We start from the raw sequence: 24,171 nt of genomic DNA, 5'->3' as shown, positions 1-24,171 counted from the left end.
TAAAGTAATGGGTTAGACCGAGTTTGATGAAGATAAGGGAGGTTCGGCGACGGATCTCCCTTTCGTGATTTTAAGGATAAATTAACGAAGTAGAGGTATAGGTCATGGATATTAATACTGTTAATTCATCCAATGCTACAGCTGCTAAAATTGATATAGGCATGACGCCTGTGAAAGCAAATGCGGCAGAGGACCTGGAATTAACCAAAGGGACCATAAAGGCGGTCGAACAGAGTAATCAAGCTGAAGCGAAGCAGGCGCAAGAACAAGAGCAGTCGCCAGAAGAGATGCAAAAGCTGGTCGAAGAGATGTCGAATATGATGTCTATGATGCGTAAGGGACTTGCCTTTAAGATTGACGAAGATTCTGGCACAAATATTGTTAGCGTTATGGATATTGATTCGGGCGATGTTATCCGTCAAATTCCAAACGAAGAAGCATTGAAGTTGGCACAGAAACTTTCTGAAGTCACCGGATTATTAATGAAAACTGAAGCTTAGGCTTCTAGCGGCGTTGAGTAGAGGTAGTTATGGCATTAACGGCAACAGGCATAGGTTCAGGGCTTGATATCAACACTATTGTGGGGGTGCTGGTTGATGCTGAGAAGGTGCCGAAAGAGGCGATCTTTAATAAGACTGAAGACACCATAGACGCGAAAGTCTCAGCCATGGGCTCGCTTAAGAGTGCACTGTCTAGTTTTCAGGATGCCCTTGAAAAATTGAAAGATGGCAGCAGCCTTAACCAACGTCTGGTTTCAACCGGTGATAGCAGCTTTTTTACGGCCACGGCCGATAAGAATGCCCAGACGGGTAGCTACAACATAGTGGTCGAGCAACTTGCCCAGCGTCATAAGGTGGCAGGGGCCTTCACGGCAGATGCCAGCGCTGCAGTAGGCGAGGGTAGTTTAGGCTTCACCGTTAATAGCCAGAGTTTCTCTGTCGACGTGGCCGCAGGCGACTCGTTGTCAGCTATCGCCGACAAGATAAATAGCGCCGACGATAATGCAGGGGTTACCGCGACCATAGTAACCACTGATGGCGGTAGCCGTCTGGTGGTCAGTTCCGATACCGAAGGCCCCGACAACAACATCAGTGTCACCGCCACAGATACCACAGGTACCGGCCTTAGCGATATGTTTGGTGCGGGTAACCTAAGCGAAGTACAGGCCGCAAAAGAGTCTATCGTCTACATAGATGGTCAAAAGCTACAGTCGCAAACCAATGAAATTAAGAATGCGATAGCCGGCGTGACCCTTAATCTCACCGATGCCGACCTCAATAAGACTTCTGTGCTTAAGATTGAGCTCGACGAAGAGGCGGTGAAAGAGAATGTCCAAGGCTTTGTCGACGCCTATAACAGCCTGATGAGCACCATAGACAAGGTCTCCTCCTATGACGCCGAGAAGGAGAAAGCTTCTGCGCTGCAGGGAGACTCTATGATACGTTCGATCGAGTCTCAGATGCGCAATATGATCTCCAGCCGCGTCGATCTTGGCGGTGGCCAATCGGTTGCCCTCTATGACATAGGTATTGAGGCGGACCGCTACGGCAAGTTGTCGGTCAACAGCAGTAAGCTGGATACGGCGATCAGTGAAGACATGAGCAGTATCGAGGGATTATTTGCAACCGATACTACGGGGTTGGCGACTAGGTTAGACACCCTGGTCAATGGTTACGTCAAGAGTGGCGGCCTAATCGATTCTCGCAACAATGCCTATACCGGCGATAAGAAACGCCTGGATGATCAGCGCGAAGCATTTTCGCTTAAGATGGAGCAGTTAGAAGCCCGCCTGTTTAAGCAATTTAATGCGATGGACCTGGTTGTGGGTAAGTTGAACCAACAATCTGCGGGTATCGTCAATGGCCTAAACTCGTTGCCTGGAGTCATTTCTCAGAACGGCTAATGATTGGTGTGGTAAGAAGGAAGCGCATTGGAATCCTTAGATAAATTAAATCAAGAGATCACTCAGGTGATGCAGCGTCTGGAACAGCTACCTGCCGAACAGGAAGACGCAGATGAGTTGGTATCAAATTTGCTAGACTTAGTTGGTAAGCGTCAACTTTTACTCGATGAGGTGCTCGCCTCTCCCAAAGAGGAGGACAGAGCGCTATTGCAGTCTCAGCTGGAATTGACCAGCAGCTTTACCAAGCAGGCCGTAAGCCTGTTAAAGCATCGTCAGGAGTTACTGCATGTCGGACGTAAGAGTCAGCGTCAACTTAATGTTTATAAGTCTATAGATGCAGAAAGGTAGGTTTTTATGAGAAAGTCACTGCAGTCATATCGAAAGGTGTCTTTAGAGAGTGAGCTCTCCGTTGCCTCTCCCCACAGGGTCATTCAGATGATGTTTGAAGGGGCGCTACAGCGACTGGCGCAGAGTCGTTACGCCATCGAAAATAATGACATAGAGAACAAAGGCATCTATATCGGTAAGGCGATTGGTATCATCACTGGACTCAACAATAGCCTGAACATGGAAGCGGGTGGCGAGATCGCCACTAACCTGAGCGACCTCTATAATTTCATGTTGCGTAAGCTCTCCGAGGCCAACATGAATAACGATGTGCAGGCGATCGATGATGTCAGCGAGATCATCCGAACCATCAAGGAAGGTTGGGACGCCATCCCCCAAAATGAGCACCATCTGGCATCGCATACAGAGGCAATCTAGTTGCCTCGTCTATCTTTCTGAACAACAACTTTTTGTCAGGCGTCAATTGATTGGCGCCTGATGCTTGATACGTTGAGAATTTGCTCTAAAATCAGATGAGTTTGTCATAAAATGAATCTGATACTTGCTAATGTGCTGCTGATAATACACTATTCCGTGTGATAGTCAGTTTTTGGAAAAACCGGATTGAAACGATTATCTCGCTTTCGAAGCAACTAACACTAATAATTAATGCGAATAACACTGAGTGCTTTACGGCCTTCTTAAATGATGCATACAGATCAACGAATTCTACTTGTCGGTAATCAGTCAGAGCGAATTAATCGCTTATCTTGTGTTTTTGAGTTTCTTGGTGAGCAGGTTGAGTTGCTTGCCGTCGACAAACTCGAATCTCGAATGTCGAATACCCGTTATAGAGCACTTGTAATTGCACAAGAGGCTCAATCTAAGACCCTGTTGCAGTCTATTGCCACCTCTGTGCCTTGGCAGCCCATCTTGTTGTTGGGCTCTAATGGCGATGTATCGGCAGGCAATGTATTGGGATGTATCGAAGAGCCGTTAAACTATCCTCAGTTGACCGAGCTACTGCACTTTTGTCAGGTATTTGTGCAGGCTAAGCGTCCAGATATTCCAACCAGTGGCAATCAGACAAAGCTGTTTCGTAGCCTAGTGGGCCGCAGCGAAGGGATCGCCCAGGTGCGTCATCTGATCAACCAAGTTGCAGGTTCTGACGCTACTGTCTTGGTCTTAGGTCAGTCGGGCACGGGCAAAGAAGTCGTCGCGCGCAATATCCACTATATTTCCGATCGCCGTGATGGCCCCTTTATTCCGGTAAACTGTGGTGCCATTCCACCCGAGCTGCTCGAGAGTGAACTGTTTGGTCACGAGAAGGGCTCATTCACCGGCGCCATCAGCGCCCGTAAGGGGCGTTTCGAGCTCGCCGAAGGAGGAACCCTGTTCCTCGATGAGATAGGCGACATGCCCTTGCAGATGCAGGTCAAGTTACTTCGTGTGTTGCAAGAGCGGGTCTTCGAGCGCGTGGGAGGCAACAAGCCGATTCATACCAATGTACGTGTCATCGCCGCGACCCACAGAGAACTTGAAACCATGATCGCCAATGGCGAGTTTAGGGAAGATCTCTTCTATCGCCTCAATGTGTTTCCCGTGGAAATGCCGGCCCTTTGCGAGCGCAAAGACGATATTCCACTCTTGCTGCAAGAATTAGTGAGCCGTGTTTACAACGAGGGACGTGGCAAGGTGCGTTTTACCCAGCGCGCTATCGAGTCGCTCAAGGAGCATAGCTGGTCGGGTAACGTGCGTGAACTCTCTAATCTGGTCGAGCGCCTGACTATCCTCTATCCAGGTGGCTTGGTCGACGTTAACGATCTGCCGCTTAAATATCGCCACATCGATGTGCCTGAATATCAGGTGCAGGTCAGCGAAGAGGAGCTGGAGCGCGATGCGTTGGCCTCTATCTTCAGCGATGAGGTAGCGGTCGATATTCCCGAGAGCCGTTTCCCTAGCGAACTGCCTCCTGAAGGGGTGAACCTCAAGGATCTGCTGGCCGAGCTCGAGATCGATATGATTCGCCAGGCACTGGATCAGCAAGACAATGTGGTGGCCCGCGCCGCCGAAATGCTTGGCATCCGCCGTACCACACTGGTGGAGAAGATGCGCAAGTATGGCATGAGCAAAGATTAATTCCTGCTCGATTATCATAGCTAACAAAGGCCCAATTTAGGGCCTTTGTCGTATCTGAGTTATAATCCTCTGTTATTTATGGATTTTTAATTGGCATACTACCTGCATTAACTTGCTTAGCAGCAAATTATTGACGGAGTGGTTATGGCCGCAAATCCCAAGGTGGCATATACAGCGCAGGCACAGGTAGCACTGGCTCCTTCCCAGGTCGTGGGCGGCGAGGTGGCAAATGATGCCATCTCCAGCCGTATGGAACATATACTCCAGGCCATGCCATCGGGCGTGGTGATCCTCAATGGCGATGGTGTGGTGACAGACGCTAACCCCGTTGCCGTGCAGTTGTTAGGACAACCCCTGGCGGGGATGCGCTGGCTACAGGTGATTAATCGTGCCTTTTCACCCCAGGATGACGATGGTCACGAGGTCTCATTGAAAAATGGCCGTCGGGTCAAGCTGGCGATCACGCCGCTAACGCCCGAGCCCGGTCAGCTGATCGTCTTGACCGACTTGACCGAAACCCGTCTGCTGCAGAAGAATCTTTCCCACCTGCAACGCCTCTCCGCCTTAGGCAAGATGGTCGCAAGCCTGGCACATCAGGTGCGTACACCTTTGTCGGCGGCCTTACTCTATGCCGCGAATCTGGGGAGTCCAAAGCTGACTCAGTCCTCGAGGGAGCGTTTTCAAGGCAAGCTTATCGACAGGCTCAACGAACTGTCTCAACAGGTGGATGATATGTTGCTGATGGCCAAGGGGCGCCAGCAGGAGTTGCCCGAAGTTAGCGACATGCAGCAGGTGTTGTCGAGTGTGATGGCCAACTGCGAACCCATCGCCGAGCGCAAAGCTTGTCAGTTGCATCTTAAGCTCACAAGTATTCAGCAATTTAAGGCTAATCCGGCGGCGCTCAGCTCGGCGATTAACAATCTGGTGATCAACAGCATCGAGGCCGGGGCCAGCCAGATCTGGCTCAATGCCGAGGATGAGGGGCAGGCGATCGCCTTCGAGGTGATCGACAACGGCAAGGGGCTCGATGCCAGCATGCAGGAGAAGGTATTTGAACCTTTCTTTACCACTAAGTCCCAAGGCACTGGTCTGGGCTTAGCAGTTGTGCAGACGGTTGTTGCCAATCATCAGGGCCGTTTGCAACTCAATTGTATCGCGGGAAGAGGATGTCGCGCCTCGTTCAACCTGCCGGCTGTTCGGGCCGATTCTGGGCTGGAGGTAAACCATGGCTGAAGCCAAGATATTACTCGTTGAAGATGATGCGGCGCTGCGCGAAGCCTTAGTCGATACCCTGCTGCTCGCACAGTATGAATGCGTCGATGTGCAGTCTGCCGAGGCGGCTATCGTCGCGCTCAAGGAGCAGGAATTCGACATGGTGATCAGCGACGTGCAGATGGAGGGGATAGGTGGCCTCGGCCTGGTCAACTATCTTCAGCAGCATAATGCCCAGGTTCCTATCTTATTGATGACGGCTTTTGCCACCATAGACAGTGCGGTGAGTGCCATCAAACTCGGCGCGGTGGACTATCTGGCGAAACCCTTCGCGCCAGAGGTCCTACTCAATCAGGTATCGCGTTACCTTAAGCCTAAGCTTATCGAGGATCAGCCCGTGGTTGCCGATGAGCGTAGCCTGGCACTCTTGGCGCTGGCGCAGAAGGTGGCGCAGTCCGATGCCTCAGTGATGATCATGGGCCCGAGCGGCTCGGGTAAAGAGGTACTCGCGCGTTATATTCATCAACATAGCCAGAGAGCCGACGAGCCATTTGTGGCGATCAACTGCGCGGCGATCCCAGAGAACATGCTAGAAGCCACCCTGTTTGGTTATGAGAAGGGGGCCTTCACCGGCGCCTATCAGGCCTGTCCCGGTAAGTTTGAACAGGCCCAAGGCGGCACCTTGCTGCTCGATGAGATCTCCGAGATGGACCTGGGGCTGCAGGCCAAGCTGCTCAGGGTATTGCAGGAACGGGAGGTCGAACGACTCGGCGGGCGCAAGACCATTAAACTCGATGTGCGGGTGCTGGCAACCTCAAACCGTGACCTCAAGGCGATGGCGACCAAGGGTGATTTTAGAGAAGATCTCTACTATCGCATCAATGTTTTCCCGCTGACCTGGCCAGCATTGCACCAGCGTCCGGCGGATATCCTGCCGTTGGCGAGACACTTGGTGTTGCGTCATGCAAAGGCCGCCGGTTTGGCTGTGGCGCCAAGCATAGACGAGCAGGCGAGCAGGCGCTTATTGGGCTACAGATGGCCGGGCAACGTGCGAGAGCTGGACAACGTGGTACAGCGCGCCCTGATATTACAGACAGGCGATACTATAGGCGTCAAGGATATCGTTATCGATACTCAGGATGTGATGCTGGAACCGACGGGCGAGAGTGAGAGAGTAGTCGAACCCGAAGGGCTGGGGGATGAGCTCAAGGCCCAGGAACATGTGATCATCTTAGAAACCCTCAATCAGTGTAACGGCAGTCGCAAACTGGTGGCCGAAAAATTGGGGATCAGCGCCCGAACCCTGAGATACAAGATGGCGCGTATGCGTGACATGGGCATTCAGATCCCCGCCTGATAGGCAGACGGGGCGCACATAGTGAGAAGTCATTGGTTTAATTTACACGCCATCACCTCTGTTGCCGACAAATATCCATAAGTAATAGCCGACACACAATAATCTGGGTTTGTCGGCTTTTTCCATTGTTGGCAAACATATTGCATCGGTCTGAATAAGAGTAGATTTCGTCAATTTCACGACGACAGCGGAGGCCAAGATGCAGATAGGTGCCAATTCATTACTGCAAGAGATGCAGACACTCACGGGCGAGATCAAGCCCAACGGGATCACACCTAACATTACTCAGCAGGTGGCCAATACCAGTGGTAGCGATTTTGGCAGCCTCCTGTCTCAGGCGGTAGGCAGTGTCAGTGAGCTGCAATCCGCCTCATCCTCATTGCAGACCCGTCTGGATATGGGCGACACCCGAGTGACTCTGTCCGATACCGTGATTGCCAGAGAGAAGGCCAGCGTGGCATTCGAGGCCACCATTCAGGTGCGCAACAAGCTGGTGGAAGCCTACAAAGAGATCATGAGTATGCCTGTCTAGGCATGGACCCTACAGATTAAGAAAGATAACGGCAGGTATTTATCGTGAGCACAGATATGGTAGTCGGAACTGGAGCCGATACGACACAGGATATGTTGGCAGGCGGCGTACAAGAAGAACATAAGCCGAGCGGCGGTATGTTTGGCGGTGTCGACATGCTCAGGCAGATCACCATGATCCTGGCGCTGGCCATCTGTTTGGCGTTAGCCGTCTTCGTCATGTTGTGGGCTCAGGAGCCCGAGTATCGTCCTCTGGGTAAGATGGATACTCAGGAGATGGTGCAGGTCCTCGATGTACTGGACAAGAACAAGGTCAACTATCAGATCGATGTCGACGTCCTTAAGGTGCCTGAGGATCAGTATCAAGACGTTAAGATGATGCTGAGCCGTGCCGGCATAGACAACTCGTCGAGCCGCGATGATTTCCTCTCAAAAGACAGCGGTTTCGGCGTGAGCCAGCGCATGGAGGCCGCCAGGCTCAAGCACAGCCAGGAGCAGAATCTGGCGCGCACCATAGAAGAATTAAAGAGTGTCAGCCGCGCCAAGGTGATTCTGGCTATTCCCAAAGAGAACGTATTTGCCCGCAACCGCTCCAAGCCGAGTGCGACTGTAGTGGTTAATACCCGCCGCGGTGGACTGGGGCAGGAGGAGGTCGACTCCATCGTAGATATCGTCGCCTCGGCGGTACATGGCCTGGAGCCCACTCGCGTTACCGTCACCGACTCTAACGGCCGCCTGTTAAACTCAGGCAGTCAAACCGCAGGTTCGGCCAGAGCCAGACGTGAACTTGAGCTGGTGCAGCAGAAGGAAGCCGAATATCGCAGCAAGATCGAATCGATTCTGATGCCGATTCTTGGGCCGGAAAACTTCACTGCCCAGGTTGATGTGAACATGGACTTTACTGCAGTAGAGCAGACCGCCAAGCGTTTTAATCCGGATCTGCCTGCGGTGCGCAGCGAAATGACGGTGGAGAATAACTCTACCGGTTCGACCACTGGCGGCATCGCCGGCGCGCTGAGTAACCAGCCACCGATGGAAGCCAATATTCCTCAGCAAGCCACGGGGGCGAGTTCGCAGGAGCAGTCAATGCCGGGTTCCAGTCACAAGGAGGCGACCCGCAACTATGAGCTAGACACCACCATCAGTCATACTCGTCAGCAGGTGGGAGTGGTTAGGCGGGTCAGCGTGTCTGTGGCGGTCGATTTCAAGACGGGACCAGCGGGTGAAGATGGTCAGGTGACACGTGTCGCCCGTACCGAGCAGGAGTTGAGCAACATACGCCGCCTATTAGAAGGTGCCGTGGGCTTTAATACTCAGCGCGGTGACATCATCGAAGTGGTAACAGTTCCCTTCATGGACCAATTGGTGGAAGAGGCGCCTGCACTGGCTATCTACGAGGAGCCCTGGTTCTGGCGTGCGATCAAGCTGGTCATGGGTGGCCTGATCATTCTGGTGCTAATCCTCTTCGTGGTACGTCCTATGCTCAAGCGTCTGATCTACCCGGATGGTCAGAAGATGCCAGATGCGCCTTCTTTGGGTGATGAGTTGGCTGAGATTGAGGATCAGTATGCCGCCGATACCCTGGGCATGCTTAATCGTCCCGATGCGGAATACAGCTACGCCGACGATGGGTCAATTTTGATACCTGATCTGCATAAAGACGATGATATGATAAAGGCTATACGTGCACTGGTGGCCAACGAGCCTGAGTTGTCTACACAAGTCGTCAAGGGATGGTTACAAGAAAATGAGTAAAGAAAAAGAGATCGACACATCCAGTGGTGAGTTCAATACCAAAGATCTTACCGGTATCGAAAAGACCGCCATCCTGTTGCTCAGTCTCAGCGAGGCGGACGCTGCCTCGATCTTAAAACATCTCGAGCCTAAGCAGGTGCAGAAGGTGGGTATGGCCATGGCGGCCATGAAAGACTTCGGCCAAAACAAGGTTATCGGTGTGCACAAGCTGTTTTTGGAGGAGGTGCAGAAGTACTCCTCTATCGGCTTTAATAGCGAAGAGTTCGTGCGTAATGCCCTTACTGCGGCACTTGGTGAAGATAAGGCGGGTAACCTTATCGAGCAGATCATCATGGGTGGCGGTGCCAAGGGGCTAGAGTCTCTCAAGTGGATGGATGCCCGTCAGGTGGCCACCATCATTCAGAACGAACATCCGCAGATCCAGACGATTGTGCTCTCCTATCTGGAACCGGACCAGGCGGCTGAAATTTTTGCTCAGGCGCCGGAAAATACCCGCCTCGACTTGATGATGCGTATCGCTAACCTCGAAGAGGTGCAACCGGCGGCGCTGCAAGAGCTCAACGACATCATGGAGAAACAGTTTGCCGGTCAGGGCGGCGCGCAGGCGGCGAAGATGGGCGGCCTGAAGGCTGCTGCCAACATCATGAACTACCTGGATACAGGTGTCGAAAGCCAGCTGATGGAGACGCTGCGCGAGAGCGACGAAGAGATGGCGCAGCAGATCCAGGATCTTATGTTCGTATTCGAAAACCTGGCGGATGTGGACGACATGGGTATTCAGACCTTGCTGCGTGAAGTGCAGCAGGATGTGTTGATGAAGGCCCTCAAGGGGGCGGACGATCAACTCAAAGAGAAGATCCTTAGCAATATGTCCAAACGTGCCGCCGAGCTGCTTAAAGACGATCTCGAGGCCATGGGGCCGATACGGATCAGCGAAGTGGAAGTGGCCCAGAAGGAGATCCTCTCCATTGCTCGTCGCTTGAGTGATGCAGGCGAGATCATTCTTGGCGGTAGCGGTGGAGAAGAGTTCCTCTAATGACCATGTCAGGCGACAAGAAGAGCCGAGAAGGCCAAGGCGAGCACACTAATCAGGCCGATTTTAGTCATTGGCAGCTGCCCGATGTGACGCCCGTGGCCGAAGAACCGAAAGAGAATATGTTTGGCCGCACCGCACCGCAAAAGGCGGCCAAACAGATCGATGAGCCTGTGTTACCCCCCACCCTGGAGGAGATCGAATCGATCCGCGCCGAGGCTGAGGCCGAAGGCTTTGCCCAGGGGCAAGAAGCCGGATTAGCCAAAGGGCTGGAAGAGGGCCGTCTGAAAGGACTGGAGCAGGGACATGAGGAGGGTTTCCGTCAGGGCGAAGCCCAGGGAATGGAGGCCGGTCTTGCCGAGGCGAAACAGACGATTAGTCAATTTGAAGCCCTGATGCAGCAGCTATCAATGCCGCTTTCCCTGCTCGATACCGAAATTGAACAAGCCCTGGTACAACTCAGCATGACGCTTGCCAAGGCGGTGATCGGTCATGAGCTAAAGACACATCCCGAACATATTCTGGCGGCCCTGCGTCAAGGGGTCGACGCCCTACCGCTCAAGGAGCAGGGGGCGCACCTGCGTCTACATCCTGAGGATCTCGCTATCGTCGAGCGACTCTATGAAAGCGCCCAGCTGACAAAGAACCATTGGGAGTTAGAGGCAGATCCGACACTGAGCCGCGGCGAGTGTATCGTCAGTAATAGCCGTAGCCGGGTCGACATGAGCCTGGAACATCGCATCAAGGCGGTGTTCGATAAACTTATTGCCAGCGAGCAGCGCCTGGAGCAGCAAAGGCTACAACAGGTTGCCGCCATGGAAAAGGTACCCGAAAATCAACCCCAGGATGGTGACGCTGCGCAAGATAGCCTCGAAGTAGAAAGTCAGACAACTGACAGCCTAACAGGCGACTCGCAGCAATCGGCGTCTGTTGACGCTTCGCCGCAAGTCGCGCCAAGCGAACAGTCTGCACCAGAAGCTCATCAAGAGACGAATTCAGATGAAAACACGCCAAAGCCGACTACTTGATAAGCTGAGACATCATACCCAGGCGGTCGCGCCCTTTATGCCCGAGGCCTCAGGTCAGCTGGTACGCGTGGTGGGGCTTACCCTGGAGGCCACCGGCTGTAAGGCCCCCGTGGGTAGCCTATGTAGCATAGCAACCATGGCAGGGGAGCTGATCGCCGAGGTGATTGGCTTCGATGACAAGCTGCTCTACCTTATGCCCATAGAGGAGCTCAGTGGCGTGATGCCTGGCGCTAAGGTGACACCGCTCGGTGAGCAGACCGGGCTGAATGTAGGTATGAGTCTGCTTGGCCGCGTGCTCGATGGCAACGGCGTGCCGATAGATGGCCTGGGTCAGCTGCATACCGATCAGAAAGCTACCCGTCATGCCACCATGTTAAATCCCTTGGCTCGCCGCGCCATCACTGAGCCGCTGGATGTAGGTGTTCGGGCAATCAACGCCATGTTGACCGTAGGCAAGGGCCAACGTATGGGCCTATTTGCCGGTTCGGGTGTAGGTAAGAGTGTGCTGCTGGGCATGATGACCCGGGGAACCACTGCCGATGTGATCGTGGTTGGCCTGGTCGGTGAGCGTGGCCGTGAGGTGAAAGAGTTTATCGAAGAGATCTTGGGCGCCGAGGGACGAGCCCGTAGCGTGGTGGTGGCGGCGCCCGCCGATACCTCGCCGCTGATGCGTCTGAGAGCCTGTGAAACCTCGACCCGTATTGCCGAGTATTTTCGCGATCTGGGTTACAATGTGCTGCTTCTGATGGACAGCCTGACCCGCTATGCTCAGGCCCAGCGTGAGATCGCCCTGGCGGTTGGTGAGCCGCCGGCTACCAAGGGTTATCCGCCCTCTGTCTTTGCCAAGCTACCCAAGCTGGTGGAGCGCGCCGGGAACGGCGGCGCCGGACAGGGGTCTATCACCGCCTTCTACACAGTACTGACCGAGGGGGATGATCTGCAAGACCCTATCGCCGATGCAGCGCGGGCGATTCTAGATGGACATATCGTCTTGTCACGAACCTTAGCCGATTCGGGCCATTACCCGGCCATAGATGTCGAGGCCTCTATCAGCCGTGTAGCCCCTATGGTGATAAGCGAAGCCCATCTGGAGGCGACGCGCCGGGTGAAACAGATGTATTCTCTGTATCAACAGAACCGTGATCTCATCTCTATCGGGGCCTATACCCAGGGGAGTGACCCCCGTATAGACAACGCCATTCGGCTGCAGCCTGCCATGAATGCCTTCTTGAGGCAGACCATGAAGGAAGCCATCAGCTTCGATTCCAGTGCCTTGATGCTGGGGCAGTTGAGTGCCCAGTGTCAGGTCTAGCCTGAGTTTTATCGGAGAGCATAACGGCCATGGCAAAGCATGATCCCTTAGAGACAGTACTCAAGTTAGCCCTGGAGGCCGAGGAGGCGGCGGCGACTCAGCTTAGAGGCGTGCAGCTGACGCTCAACAAGTGCCGTCAGCAACTCGATGCCTTGCAACAGTATCGTCTCGACTATATGAAACAGATGGAGGCGCAGCAGGGGCAAGTGATTGCCGCCAGCAACTACCATCAGTTTCATCAGTTTATCCGTCAGATCGATGAGGCGATCGACAAGCAGGTCTTTGCCGTCGCCGAGACCGATAAGCAGCGTCAGAAGGCGCAGCAATATTGGCAGGACAAGCAACAAAAGCGTAAGGCCGTTGAGCTGCTACTTACCCATAAGGCCGAGGAAAAACAGAGGTTTGAGGCCAAGCAAGAGCAGAAGATGATCGACGAGTTTGCCTCTCAACAGTTTTTTCGCCAGTCTACACGTTAGTCCTCTGAATCTGAAGATGAGGTCGTAAGTGGCAGGCGTATCCTCATTATCCTCCAAACCTCTTTAACGTCCCCAATTGAGTTGTTATTAACTTGGCATTTATATTGCTTGATTTGATGAATAACGGTTAATAAGGGCTAAACAGTCCATAGTGATAGCGAATAATTGACGCTCGGGCGGCACATTAACTTGTCGTGCCTAAGGTGAGCGTTGGAGGAAGCATGCCACAGATGACCCAAATACTCCTATCCAATGTCGAGTCCGGCAAAGAGAAGGGCGGGGTGTTACCCAGTTCGTCAGATGCGAAAGCGCCTACAGAGTCTAAGTCAGAAAACAAAGGTTTTTCAGAGGCTTTGGCTAAGGTAAACAGTCAGGACGAGAAGAGTTCACAGGCGAAGTCGCGCCCGCAAAACCAGGCCGATAACCTGGCAACTGGCGATAGCGTCAATAAGGTCGATGCTAAGCAAGCTAAGGGCTCTGATCAGGACAAAGAGAGCGACGATGTCTCCAATGTGCTGGCGCAGATCCAGCTTGCCAACAAGCTGGGGGATGAGGCGGAAATTGCCGCCGACGGCGTCATTTTGCCGCCGGGTGAAACTGATGGTGAGTCGTCGGCCGACAACGAACTGTTTCCTAGCTTGGTGAAGGGGGCTAAGGATAAAGTTGACGGTGAAAAGGAAGTGCTAGAAGGCATAGGTGAGTCACTTAAGCCTGGCGCCGGGGACGATCATATTCAGCCGGTTATCAATCCTAATGGAGTAGGGAGCGAGGCGATATTGGCTCAGCTTCCCGAAGATGCCTTAAGTGAGGTAATGGCGCAAACCGGCCTGTCTAAGGATGAGCTGACGGCCTTGCCACCCCAGATGCTCGAAGGTCTCATTCGTGGCGTGGCTGGTCAAGGTAAGTCGGGAGATAATGGTGAGGCGGCAGTGACTGCCGGGCAGGCTGGTGTTGATGATGCAGCCAAGCTAGCGGCCCTTGTCAGTGATGCCAAGCAATATCTCTCGAACCAGTCGCAAACTAGACTAGCGGCATCTCAAAATTCGCCTTCACAAGTAGCGGCTTCACAAAACACAGGTGGGGCCAGTCAGGTGGGGCTAAATCAGAATGGGTTAGATCAGATAGGGATTAGCCAAGCGGGCCTAGCCTCCGCCACTAAGGCGGGCGGCGTGGATGGTGCAGGTGACGAGAAAGGCACTAAAGCCATATTGGGTGAAGCCAAGTTCAGTGAATCTAAGCTAGGCGAAGGCAAGCTTACCGCCGAGCAGGCGCAAAATAGTGACCTGAAAATTGCCGCAGCCTCGGAGGGGCGAGATGGTAAAGCGGCGCAGGATCTTCTAAAGGGGGCAAACCTTGCCGTTAGCATGTCGCCTAAGGCCGGTGACATGCCTGATGCTGCAGATACCAGGCTAAATGGCGTGTCGCTGCAGGCCTTGCAGGGAACTAGAAGCGAGGCCATCCCTCAGTATCAGGTCTCTATCAAGCCCCAAGGCGAGCCAGTAACCCAGATGCAGGAGATGATCCAAAAGTTTTCACCCGTGATGCGTCAGCAGCTGGTGGCCATGGTGAGCCAAGGTGTACAGCAGGCGGAGATTCGCCTGGATCCGCCTGAGCTTGGCCACATGATGGTGCGGGTTCAGGTGCAGGGCGAACAGACCCAGGTGCAGTTTCACGTGACCCAGACCCAGACGCGGGATCTGGTCGAGCAGGCTATCCCGCGTCTTCGAGAGCTTTTGGCCGAGCAGGGGATGCAGCTGACCGATAGTAATGTTTCCCAGGGCGGTAAAGAGCAGGGCGGGAGTGGCGAGCAAGGCGAAGGAGCCGACCATGGTCTGGCTGAGATGGATGAAATTTCGGCAGAAGAGAGCCTGTTAGCGTCGAATCACGCAACAAGTTATCGTTCGGGTATAGATTATTACGCGTAAGCAGGTAACCTATAGGTTAAGACAATTGCCCAATCGTTTGATATGCGCTAAAAAATCATAACTATGTTGAGTGTGAGCCGAGTGTAATAGGGATAAAAGATGGCGGAAGAAGAATCGTTAGAACTTGAAGAAAGTGTAGAGCCTAAGAGTAAGAAGAAGCTCATTATCTTTGCAGCCATTGGTGTCCTCCTGGTGATCTTATTGGGTCTGGGGGCCTGGTTACTCTTCTCGGGAGACGAGTCAAGCGCTGAGAACATGGCAGAAGGGGAGCAAACCGAGCAGAGCGAGCCAGCGAATAATCGTGAGGCCTTCTATGTGGGGATGCCTAGGCCCTTCCTGTTTAATCTACCGGGCCAGAATCGCTCGCGTCTAGTGGAGATCAAGGTGCAGCTCATGGTGCGGGGCTCTGACGATGACGTCTTGATCAAGAAGCATATTCCGCTTATCGAGGATGCGCTGCTGACCACCTTTAGTAGCGCCGATGTGCAGAAGCTCAGCTCGCTCGCCGGTAAAGACGAGTTGCGGCAATTGGCATTGCTGAATGTGCAGAATACCTTGCAGCCTGTGACCGGACGTAAAGTGGTCGAAAAGGTGCTGTTTACCGGCTTCGTGATGCAGTAATGTCGGTGATCCCTAAGCTAACAAGTATGATAGGACGATATTGTGAGTGATCTATTAAGCCAAGACGAGATTGATGCGCTACTCCATGGTGTCGACGACGTCGAAGAGGAAGAGGTGAGTGACGCGCTCGATGCGCGTGCCTATGACTTTTCATCACAAGATCGTATCGTCCGTGGTCGTATGCCGACCCTGGAGATCGTCAACGAACGTTTTGCCCGCCATCTGAGGATCAGCATGTTTAACATGATGCGCCGCGCGGCCGAGGTGTCGATTAACGGCGTGCAGATGCTCAAGTTTGGCGAATATGTCCATACCCTGTTTGTTCCGACTAGTCTGAACATGGTGCGTTTCAGCCCCCTGAAGGGCACGGCGCTGATCACCATGGAGGCCCGTCTGGTGTTTATCCTGGTGGACAACTTCTTCGGCGGCGACGGGCGTTTTCACGCCAAGATCGAGGGACGAGAATTTACCCCTACAGAGCGGCGTATCGTGCAGCTGCTTTTGAAGATCATCTTCGAAGATTATAAGGAAGCCTGGGCGCCGGTGATGGACGTCGAGTTCGACTATCTCGACTCAGAGGTGAACCCGGCGATGGCTAATATCGTCAGCCCGACCGAGGTGGTGGTGGTAAGCTCCTTCCATATCGAGGTGGATGGTGGCGGTGGTGACTTCCACATCACCATGCCTTACTCCATGATCGAGCCGATCCGTGAATTGCTCGATGCCGGGGTACAGAGTGACACCCAAGATACCGACATGCGTTGGTCTCAGGCACTTAAGGATGAGATCATGGACGTAGAGGTGGGGCTCGATGCCACTTTAGTCGAGAAAGAGATCTCCCTAAAGGACGTGATGGGCTTTAAGGCCGGCGATATTATTCCGGTGGAGATGCCCGAGCATATCGTGCTGCGGGTCGAAGACCTGCCCACCTATCGCTGTAAGCTGGGGCGTTCTCGCGAGAATTTAGCACTGAATATCCGGGAGAAGATCCCAAGGCCCGAGACGGTAAAGACGGAGCTACAACTGGTGACTAAGAAGAGTAAGTCTCGGGATCTCAATAATATTTAATCGAATGGGTTTAAGGTAGAAATCAATGAGCACAGAAGATACAGGTGACGATTGGGCCGCAGCCATGGCCGAACAGGCGCTGGAGGAGGCTCAGGCGGTCGAACTTGACGAGCTGGCCGATAGCTCAAAGCCGCTGACCGAGGAGGAAGCGGCCAAACTCGATACCATCATGGATATTCCCGTGACCATCTCCATGGAGGTGGGCCGCAGCTTCATCAATATTCGTAACCTGCTGCAGCTGAACCAGGGATCTGTGGTGGAGCTCGACAGGGTGGCTGGTGAGCCGCTGGATGTGATGGTAAACGGTACCCTCATCGCCCACGGTGAAGTGGTAGTGGTCAACGATAAGTTTGGTATTCGTCTCACCGACGTTATCAGCCAGACTGAGCGTATTAAGAAACTCAAATAAGGAAGGCCTATGGGGATCTCATCCTTGATGGCCGTTGCGGCAGCCGCGACGAGCACTCAGGCGACCATGGAGCGAGAGCCGGCATTGACCACTATGACCAATATGCTGGGGGGCTTGCTGGTGGTGATCGCCTTGATCTTCCTGCTGGCCTACCTGGTAAAACGTCTCAAGCTGGTGCCCACCTCCCATGGCGTGCTTAAGACCCTGGCGGTTACTCCGCTGGGTCAGAGAGAGAAGATGGTGTTGGTCGAGGTCGATGGCCAACAATACCTGCTGGGAGTGACGTCGCAGCAGGTTTCGCTTATCGATAAACTCGATACCCCTATCACCATAGAACAGGACTCCTTTGCCAGCCGTCTGCGTCAGGCAAAGTCATCACAGTCATGAACCTAATTAAAACCATGAAACGGATCTTGACCTCATTCTTGTTACTCCTGGCCGTAATGGCGCCGCAACTGGCGCTGGCGCAAGACGGGATTCTCCCCGCAGTAACGGTCACCACTGGCGCCGATGGCTCTACCCAATATTCGGTGACCATGCAGATATTGCTGCTGATGACGGCGCTGAGTTTTCTGCCCGCCATGGTCATCATGCTGACCTCTTTTACCCGCATAATAGTGGTGCTGTCGATTCTACGCCAAGCAATCGGCCTGCAGCAGACGCCGTCGAATCAGGTGCTGATCGGCATGAGCCTGTTTATGAGCTTCTTCATCATGGCGCCCGTGTTTGACAAGATCTATGACCAGGCGGTCAAGCCCTATATGGATGAGACCCTGACCATAGAGCAGGCCTATGACAAGGGCAAGGAGCCGCTGCGGGCCTTTATGTTGGCTCAGACCCGGCTCACGGATTTGGAGACCTTCGTCGAGATCTCTGGCTATCAGAATATTCAATCGCCCGAAGATGCGCCCATGAGCGTGCTGATCCCGGCCTTCATCACCAGCGAGCTTAAGACCGCCTTCCAGATAGGCTTCATGCTGTTCGTGCCTTTTTTGGTGCTTGATCTGGTGGTAGCCAGTATCCTGATGGCCATGGGTATGATGATGCTGTCGCCCATGATCGTCTCCTTGCCCTTTAAGATCATGTTGTTTGTGTTAGTGGATGGCTGGAGCCTGGTGATGGGCACCCTAGCCAACAGTTTTGGGATCTAGGAGCCGTTATGACACCCGAAGCCCTCATCGACATCTTTCGTGAAGCCCTCTCGGTTATCGTGACCATAGTGTCGATGATCATCGTGCCAGGGTTGGTGGTCGGTCTGGTAGTGGCGGTGTTTCAGGCGGCGACCTCTATTAACGAGCAGACCCTGAGCTTCCTGCCGCGTCTGCTGACCACACTCTTTGCGCTGATGATCTTAGGTCATCTGCTGGTGCAGACCATGATGGAGTTTTTCCTGCAGATGGTGAATCTCATCCCCCAGGTGGTGGGTTAACCATGAAGCGCCGTGTCCGCCCGGCTATCGAGCGTCGCTGAGATGGAGATCTTGCTGTCGACCATAATGCAGACACTGTCGGCCTATATGTGGCCGCTGTTTCGGGTGTCGAGCATGTTGATGGTGATGGCGGTATTTGGTGCCAATACCACGCCGACCCGGGTGCGTCTGCTGCTGTCTGTGGCGATCACTTTCGCCATCGCTCCCATGTTGCCTGTAAATACCGAAGTTGAGCTGTTCTCCCTGGGCGCCGTGTTCGTTACCGTGCAGCAGATATTGATCGGCGTCGCCATGGGGTTTGTGACGCTGCTTATCATGCAGACCTTCGTGTTGACCGGTCAGATCATCGGCATGCAGACCAGCTTAGGTTTTGCCTCCATGGTAGATCCCGGCTCAGGGCAGCAGACCCCAGTTATCGGTAACTTTTTCCTGCTGCTGACGACCATGATCTTCCTGGCGGTGGACGGTCATCTGGTGATGATCCGTATGCTGGTCGCCAGCTTCGACACCATTCCGGTGTCCATGCAGGGGATCAGCATCGCCAGCTATCGACGCCTGGCAGAGTGGGGCGCCTATATGTTCGGCGCGGCGCTGACCATGTCTATCTCGGCGATTGTGGCGCTATTGCTGATCAACCTCTCCTTTGGGGTGATGACCCGCGCCTCGCCGCAACTTAACATCTTCGCCATTGGTTTCCCCGTGACCATGGTGAGTGGTTTGATTATTCTCTGGTTGACCTTGACGCCTATCATGGCGCATTTCGATGAGGTCTGGCGTTCGGCCCAGTTACTGCTGTGCGATCTGGTGCAGCTGCAATGTAGTACTGCTGGGAGTTTCTGATGGCCGATAACGATACCAGTCAAGAGAAGACCGAAGAGGCGACCCCCAGGCGACGCGAACAGGCGCGAGAGAAGGGCCAGGTTGCCCGATCTAAGGAGCTGGGTACCTCGGCTGTGTTGATGTCGGCGGCGGTGGGATTTGCTGTCATAGGGCCGAGTCTGGGCGAGTCACTGATGAGCGTGATGACCAACCTGTTTACCATGAGCCGGCAGGAGATCTACGACACCAATAGCCTGTTCAACATCTGGATGATGGTCTTCAGCGAGCTGGCGATCCCTATGGCTAGCTTCGTGTTGTTTCTTGCCTTGGTTGCCTTCCTGGGTAACGTGGTGCTCGGCGGGATCACCTTCTCGGCGAAGGCGTTCATGCCCAAGGGCAACAAGATGAATCCTATTAGTGGCTTTAAGCGTATGTTTGGGGTGCAGGCCCTGGTGGAGCTGACTAAGGGGATCGCCAAGTTCTCCGTGGTGGCCCTGATGGCCTATCTGCTGCTCAGTTATTACTTCACCGATATTCTTACCCTGTCACAGGGACACCTGCCGGGTAATGTCTATAACGCCCTGGATCTGCTGGTGTGGATGTTTATTCTGCTATGCTCCTCTACCGTGATCATCGTGGTGATCGATGTACCATTTCAAATCTGGAACCACAACAAACAGCTGCGGATGACCAAGCAGGAGATCAAGGACGAGTATAAAGACACCGAGGGTCAGCCAGAGGTGAAAGGCCGGGTGCGCCAGATGCAGCGTGAGATGGCGCAGCGTCGCATGATGGCCGAGGTGCCTAATGCGGATGTAATTGTCGTCAACCCTGAGCATTACGCCGTGGCGGTGAAATATGATGTGACTAAGGCCGCCGCGCCCTACGTGCTCGCTAAAGGGGTGGACGATGTGGCCTTTAAGATCCGTGAGATTGCCCGCGAACACGATGTGGCCATCGTCTCTGCGCCGCCATTGGCGAGGGCCATCTATCATACCACTAAGATAGATCAGGAGATCCCTGAGGGCCTGTTCACCGCCGTGGCTCAGGTACTGGCCTATGTGTTCCAGTTGCGTCAGTATCAGCAAAAAGGTGGCAAGCGGCCAACGCCTATCCCAGTCAATCAGCCGATCCCCGATGAGCTGAAATACTAATTCTTCAGGGGATTAAGCCTTGCCTATTGCTTGCCTTGTCTTATTTTTGTGCGATTGTTATCCACTCGAGTCGTTGCGGACTGAGCCTATCTTAAGTTGGCGTACTTTTTGCTGAATCCTAGCTAGATGTCAAAGTTCAGGCGCCAGATTGATGGATTTGAAAGCAAGCTTAGGTCAGATAAAACAGGTAAAACCCGCCAACTTTAAAGGGATAGGCACACCTATCTTGGTGCTCGCGGCGCTGGCGATGATCGTCTTGCCCATGCCGGCCTTCCTGCTGGATATCCTGTTCTCCTTTAATATCGCGTTGGCGCTGGTGGTCCTGCTGGTAGCCATCTATACCGACCGTCCCTTAGATTTTGCCGCATTTCCTACCGTGCTGCTGGTTGCAACTCTGCTGCGTTTGGCGCTCAACGTCGCCTCGACCCGTGTCGTCCTGCTAGAGGGTCATAACGGTGGTGACGCCGCGGGTAAGGTGATCGAGGCCTTCGGCTCCGTGGTGATCGGCGGTAACTACGCCGTGGGTCTGGTGGTGTTTCTTATCCTGATCATCATCAACTTCGCCGTGGTAACCAAGGGTGCCGGACGTATCTCTGAGGTGAGTGCTCGCTTTACCCTGGATGCTATGCCGGGTAAGCAGATGGCGATCGATGCCGACCTTAACGCTGGGGTCCTCAATCAGGATCAGGCTCGCATTCGCCGTGCCGAGGTGACCAAGGAAGCCGACTTCTATGGTGCGATGGACGGTGCCTCTAAGTTTGTAAAAGGGGATGCCATCGCCGGCATTATGATCCTGGTGATCAACATTCTGGGTGGTTTCGTCATAGGTATGGTGCAGCATGGGCTGGATTTCTCCGCTGCGGTCGAGATCTATACCCTGCTGACCATAGGTGACGGCCTGGTGGCGCAGATCCCCGGCCTCTTACTCTCCATCGCGGCGGCCTTGATGGTGACCCGTCAGAACGAGTCTGGCGACATGGGCCAGATGGTGATGAGTCAGATGTTCGACAATCCCAAATCACTGGCCATCGCCGCCGGCGTGCTGCTGATCATGGGAGTCGTGCCTGGCATGCCCCATTTTGCCTTCTTAACCTTCGGCATCATTACCGCAGCGGGCGCCTATTTTCTGCATCGTAAGAAAGATTTCGACCGGCAACGCGCCCTGGAGATCGCCAAGACCTCGCCGGCAACCCCGGGTGATGCTAAACCCAAAGAGCTTAGCTGGGATGATGTGCAGCAGGTCGATACCATCGGCCTGGAGGTGGGTTATCGTCTGATCCCGCTGGTGGACAAGGGGCAGGGTGGTGAGCTGCTCGGACGCATCAAAGGCGTGCGTAAGAAGCTCTCCCAGGAGCTGGGCTTTTTGGTTCCCGCAGTGCACATTCGGGACAACTTAGATCTTGCACCAAACACCTACCGTATCTCCTTGATGGGCGTGGCGTCGGGCGAAGCCGAGATCCGTCACGACTGCGAATTGGCCATCAACCCTGGCCAGGTCTATGGCAAGCTCGATGGCGTCGAGACCACAGATCCTGCCTTCGGGTTAGAGGCGGTGTGGATCGCACCAGAGCTCAGAGAACAGGCACAGACCCTAGGTTATACCGTGGTCGATGCCGCTACCGTGGTGGCGACCCATTTGAGCCAGCTGTTAACCAACAACGCCTCTAAGCTGCTGGGCTATGAGGAGGTGCAGCAGCTGATGGATATGCTGGCCAAGCATTCGCCTAAGCTGGTCAGTGGTTTCATTCCCGATGTCTTGCCGCTGGGCACTGTGGTCAAGGTGATGCAGAACCTGCTTAACGAAGGCGTGTCGATCCGCGACCTGAAGACCATAGTTCAGACCCTGCTCGAGTATGGGCCTAAGAGTAACGATACCGAGGTGCTCACTGCTGCCGTACGTATCGCGCTTAAACGCATGATTGTACAAGAAATAAGCGGGCCAGAGCCGGAAATCCCTGTCATAACTTTGGCGCCTGAATTGGAACAGATGTTGCATCAGTCTATGCAGGCAACGGGAGGCGAGGGGCCGAATATCGAACCTAGCCTTGCCGAGAGGATGCAAAAGTCGTTACTCGACGCATCCCAGCGTCAGGAGATGGTGGGTCAGCCGGCCATCCTACTGACATCGGGTATGTTACGTTCGACGCTGTCGCGTTTTGTTAAACATACGATTCCAAATCTGCGGGTGATCTCTTATCAAGAGGTGCCCGATGAGAAGCAAATTCGCATCGTATCAGCGGTCGGCCAGTAGAGGGTATTTAAGTGAAAATAAAACGTTTTTTGGCAAAAGACATGCGCTCTGCATTGGCCCAGGTTAAAGAGACATTAGGTTCGGATGCGGTGATCATGTCGAACAAGAAAGTCACCGGCGGTATCGAGATTGTCGCGGCGGTCGACTACGACGAACCTAAGCCTAGCGCGGCCAAGTCGAGCGACACGGCGCCTCTATCACCTAGCTTTCTCGACCTTGCCGAGGAGAAGGTCTCTATCGGTCGTCAACCTATCAAGGCAGAGTCAAAAAAACAGCCATCACCCGTGGCCGATTCGTTGCAGGCCCTGCTTGAGCGTCAACAAAATCGCGTCAGTCAACAGTTAAGCCAATCGAGTGAAGAACTCGAGATGCCAGCCTGGGCCCAGGGGCTGAAGGCGCCCCAAGAGGAAACTACAGCCTCAAACATGCACGGCTGCATGCTTGATAGCCAGAGCCAGGCCCGTCCTAAGCGGGAAAAGCGCGCGCCGGCTAGCAGCGAACTCGAATCCATGCGTGAGGAGCTGGCCTCCTTGCGTAACCTCTTGACCCATCAAGTGACCTCTCTGCTGACAGAGCAGAAGAGCCGTCTCGACCCCGTAGGCGCCATGTTAGAGAGCCGTCTGCTGGACGCCGAGTTTAGCCAAGAGGTGGCCGCCAAGTTATCGGCGCTGAGCGAGCACTACTCGCCAGCGGATCTGGTGAAGGCACTGCCACGTAGCCTGGCCAACATGCTCGACAACCAGGGGGACGACATCGTTCGTCAGGGCGGGGTGATTGCCTTTGTTGGCCCTACCGGTGTCGGCAAGACGACGAGTGTCGCAAAATTAGCCGCTCGATTCGCCGCACAACATGGTTCAGATCAAGTTGCCTTAATTACAACCGATCATTATCGCATTGGAGCCTATGAGCAACTGGCAACCTATGGCAAAATAATGGGGTGCCCGGTCAAGCAAGCTCATGATCTCAATGAGTTGGAACAAATTCTTTATCAGTTCCGCAATCGCAAGCTAGTATTGATAGATACGGCGGGCATGGGACAGAGAGATGTGAGATTGTTCCAGCAACTTGATAATTTAACTGCAAATAGCAGATTACCTATTCGCAGTTATCTGGTACTGTCATCTACAAGTCAAAGAAGAGTGCTTGAAGATGCCGTCGAGCAGTTTACCCGGATTCCATTATCCGGCGCGATTTTGACCAAATTAGACGAGTCAGTAGCCTTGGCGCCGGCACTGAGTGTGTTGATTCAAAGCGGATTACCTTTGAGTTATGTCACCGATGGACAAAGAGTGCCAGAAGATATGCAAGTGGCCGACACCTTAGCCTTAGCCAACAAGGCCTTGTCGGTACTCGAAAAGAAAGTGCAACCAATACAGAATAACGAAAGGTCACATGAACAGGCCTACGCATTTGAGTAATATA

24 protein-coding genes are annotated in these 24,171 nt (G+C 53.8%); all 24 read left to right on the top strand.

The genetic code is table 11. The features are described 5' to 3' along the window. Positions 1 to 104: 104 nt before the first annotated feature. The 24 genes from GNT65_RS12335 (at position 105) to flhF (ending at position 24,167) form a co-directional block, all read left to right on the top strand. Entirely contained in the window at positions 105 to 500 is a 396-nt protein-coding gene (locus tag GNT65_RS12335) for a flagellar protein FlaG (RefSeq protein ID WP_160796621.1), read from the top strand. A 29-nt stretch (positions 501 to 529) separates the two neighbouring features. Next, positions 530 to 1,903, top strand: coding sequence for a flagellar filament capping protein FliD (fliD, locus tag GNT65_RS12330; protein ID WP_160796620.1), 1,374 nt, complete (start codon positions 530 to 532; stop codon positions 1,901 to 1,903). A gap of 27 nt (positions 1,904 to 1,930) precedes the next feature. After that, the gene (locus GNT65_RS12325; protein WP_160796619.1) at positions 1,931 to 2,251 is read left to right on the top strand and encodes a hypothetical protein; all 321 of its coding nucleotides are present in this window, start codon (positions 1,931 to 1,933) and stop codon (positions 2,249 to 2,251) included. A gap of 6 nt (positions 2,252 to 2,257) precedes the next feature. After that, on the top strand, positions 2,258 to 2,668 hold the full coding sequence (gene fliS, locus GNT65_RS12320; RefSeq protein WP_160796618.1) for a flagellar export chaperone FliS: 411 nt from the start codon (positions 2,258 to 2,260) through the stop codon (positions 2,666 to 2,668). 267 nt (positions 2,669 to 2,935) lie between these two features. Further along, positions 2,936 to 4,369, top strand: coding sequence for a sigma-54 dependent transcriptional regulator (locus GNT65_RS12315; protein WP_160796616.1), 1,434 nt, complete (start codon positions 2,936 to 2,938; stop codon positions 4,367 to 4,369). A 144-nt stretch (positions 4,370 to 4,513) separates the two neighbouring features. Continuing rightward, positions 4,514 to 5,602, top strand: a complete 1,089-nt coding sequence (locus tag GNT65_RS12310; protein WP_160796614.1) for a sensor histidine kinase — start codon at positions 4,514 to 4,516, stop codon at positions 5,600 to 5,602. Next, on the top strand, positions 5,595 to 6,938 hold the full coding sequence (locus GNT65_RS12305) for a sigma-54-dependent transcriptional regulator (protein ID WP_160796612.1): 1,344 nt from the start codon (positions 5,595 to 5,597) through the stop codon (positions 6,936 to 6,938). The genes GNT65_RS12310 and GNT65_RS12305 overlap by 8 nt, the downstream gene beginning before the upstream one ends. Positions 6,939 to 7,137: 199 nt before the next feature. Continuing rightward, on the top strand, positions 7,138 to 7,470 hold the full coding sequence (fliE, locus tag GNT65_RS12300; RefSeq protein WP_160796610.1) for a flagellar hook-basal body complex protein FliE: 333 nt from the start codon (positions 7,138 to 7,140) through the stop codon (positions 7,468 to 7,470). Positions 7,471 to 7,526: 56 nt separating this feature from the next. Further along, the gene (gene fliF, locus GNT65_RS12295) at positions 7,527 to 9,224 is read left to right on the top strand and encodes a flagellar basal-body MS-ring/collar protein FliF (RefSeq protein WP_160796706.1); all 1,698 of its coding nucleotides are present in this window, start codon (positions 7,527 to 7,529) and stop codon (positions 9,222 to 9,224) included. Continuing rightward, positions 9,217 to 10,260: a flagellar motor switch protein FliG gene (gene fliG, locus GNT65_RS12290; RefSeq protein ID WP_160796608.1), complete on the top strand. Its 1,044-nt coding sequence runs from the start codon at positions 9,217 to 9,219 to the stop codon at positions 10,258 to 10,260. The genes fliF and fliG overlap by 8 nt, the downstream gene beginning before the upstream one ends. Then, the gene (gene fliH, locus GNT65_RS12285) at positions 10,260 to 11,285 is read left to right on the top strand and encodes a flagellar assembly protein FliH (protein WP_160796606.1); all 1,026 of its coding nucleotides are present in this window, start codon (positions 10,260 to 10,262) and stop codon (positions 11,283 to 11,285) included. Before fliG ends, fliH begins: the two co-directional genes overlap by 1 nt. Then, a complete protein-coding gene (fliI, locus tag GNT65_RS12280; RefSeq protein WP_160796604.1) occupies positions 11,257 to 12,597 on the top strand; it encodes a flagellar protein export ATPase FliI in 1,341 nt (446 codons plus the stop codon). Before fliH ends, fliI begins: the two co-directional genes overlap by 29 nt. A gap of 29 nt (positions 12,598 to 12,626) precedes the next feature. Next, positions 12,627 to 13,073, top strand: a complete 447-nt coding sequence (gene fliJ / locus GNT65_RS12275) for a flagellar export protein FliJ (protein WP_160796602.1) — start codon at positions 12,627 to 12,629, stop codon at positions 13,071 to 13,073. Between the two features lie 221 nt (positions 13,074 to 13,294). Next, positions 13,295 to 14,998, top strand: coding sequence for a flagellar hook-length control protein FliK (locus tag GNT65_RS12270; RefSeq protein ID WP_244952173.1), 1,704 nt, complete (start codon positions 13,295 to 13,297; stop codon positions 14,996 to 14,998). A gap of 99 nt (positions 14,999 to 15,097) precedes the next feature. Then, positions 15,098 to 15,619, top strand: a complete 522-nt coding sequence (gene fliL / locus GNT65_RS12265) for a flagellar basal body-associated protein FliL (protein WP_160796600.1) — start codon at positions 15,098 to 15,100, stop codon at positions 15,617 to 15,619. A 42-nt stretch (positions 15,620 to 15,661) separates the two neighbouring features. Continuing rightward, positions 15,662 to 16,687, top strand: coding sequence for a flagellar motor switch protein FliM (fliM, locus tag GNT65_RS12260; RefSeq protein WP_160796598.1), 1,026 nt, complete (start codon positions 15,662 to 15,664; stop codon positions 16,685 to 16,687). Positions 16,688 to 16,712: 25 nt separating this feature from the next. Continuing rightward, positions 16,713 to 17,096 (top strand): flagellar motor switch protein FliN, encoded by a 384-nt coding sequence (fliN, locus tag GNT65_RS12255; protein ID WP_011865175.1) that lies wholly within the window; start codon positions 16,713 to 16,715, stop codon positions 17,094 to 17,096. 66 nt (positions 17,097 to 17,162) lie between these two features. Then, complete coding sequence (gene fliO, locus GNT65_RS12250; RefSeq protein ID WP_420853521.1) at positions 17,163 to 17,483, top strand: flagellar biosynthetic protein FliO; 321 nt, start codon at positions 17,163 to 17,165, stop codon at positions 17,481 to 17,483. Positions 17,484 to 17,539: 56 nt separating this feature from the next. Further along, entirely contained in the window at positions 17,540 to 18,247 is a 708-nt protein-coding gene (gene fliP / locus GNT65_RS12245; RefSeq protein WP_239872408.1) for a flagellar type III secretion system pore protein FliP, read from the top strand. 8 nt (positions 18,248 to 18,255) lie between these two features. Next, on the top strand, positions 18,256 to 18,525 hold the full coding sequence (gene fliQ, locus GNT65_RS12240; RefSeq protein ID WP_011865178.1) for a flagellar biosynthesis protein FliQ: 270 nt from the start codon (positions 18,256 to 18,258) through the stop codon (positions 18,523 to 18,525). Positions 18,526 to 18,567: 42 nt separating this feature from the next. Further along, positions 18,568 to 19,365, top strand: coding sequence for a flagellar biosynthetic protein FliR (gene fliR / locus GNT65_RS12235; RefSeq protein WP_011865179.1), 798 nt, complete (start codon positions 18,568 to 18,570; stop codon positions 19,363 to 19,365). Continuing rightward, positions 19,365 to 20,498: a flagellar biosynthesis protein FlhB gene (flhB, locus tag GNT65_RS12230; RefSeq protein WP_160796594.1), complete on the top strand. Its 1,134-nt coding sequence runs from the start codon at positions 19,365 to 19,367 to the stop codon at positions 20,496 to 20,498. Before fliR ends, flhB begins: the two co-directional genes overlap by 1 nt. Positions 20,499 to 20,649: 151 nt before the next feature. After that, positions 20,650 to 22,749, top strand: a complete 2,100-nt coding sequence (flhA, locus tag GNT65_RS12225) for a flagellar biosynthesis protein FlhA (protein ID WP_160796592.1) — start codon at positions 20,650 to 20,652, stop codon at positions 22,747 to 22,749. 11 nt (positions 22,750 to 22,760) lie between these two features. Next, positions 22,761 to 24,167, top strand: coding sequence for a flagellar biosynthesis GTPase FlhF (flhF, locus tag GNT65_RS12220; RefSeq protein WP_160796590.1), 1,407 nt, complete (start codon positions 22,761 to 22,763; stop codon positions 24,165 to 24,167). Positions 24,168 to 24,171: the final 4 nt, after the last annotated feature.

The organism is Shewanella insulae, from assembly GCF_009831655.1.
GTDB classification, from domain to species: domain Bacteria; phylum Pseudomonadota; class Gammaproteobacteria; order Enterobacterales; family Shewanellaceae; genus Shewanella; species Shewanella insulae.
The sequence above is the reverse complement of the archived record's forward strand: the minus strand, read 5'-3'. Positions and strand labels throughout refer to the sequence as shown.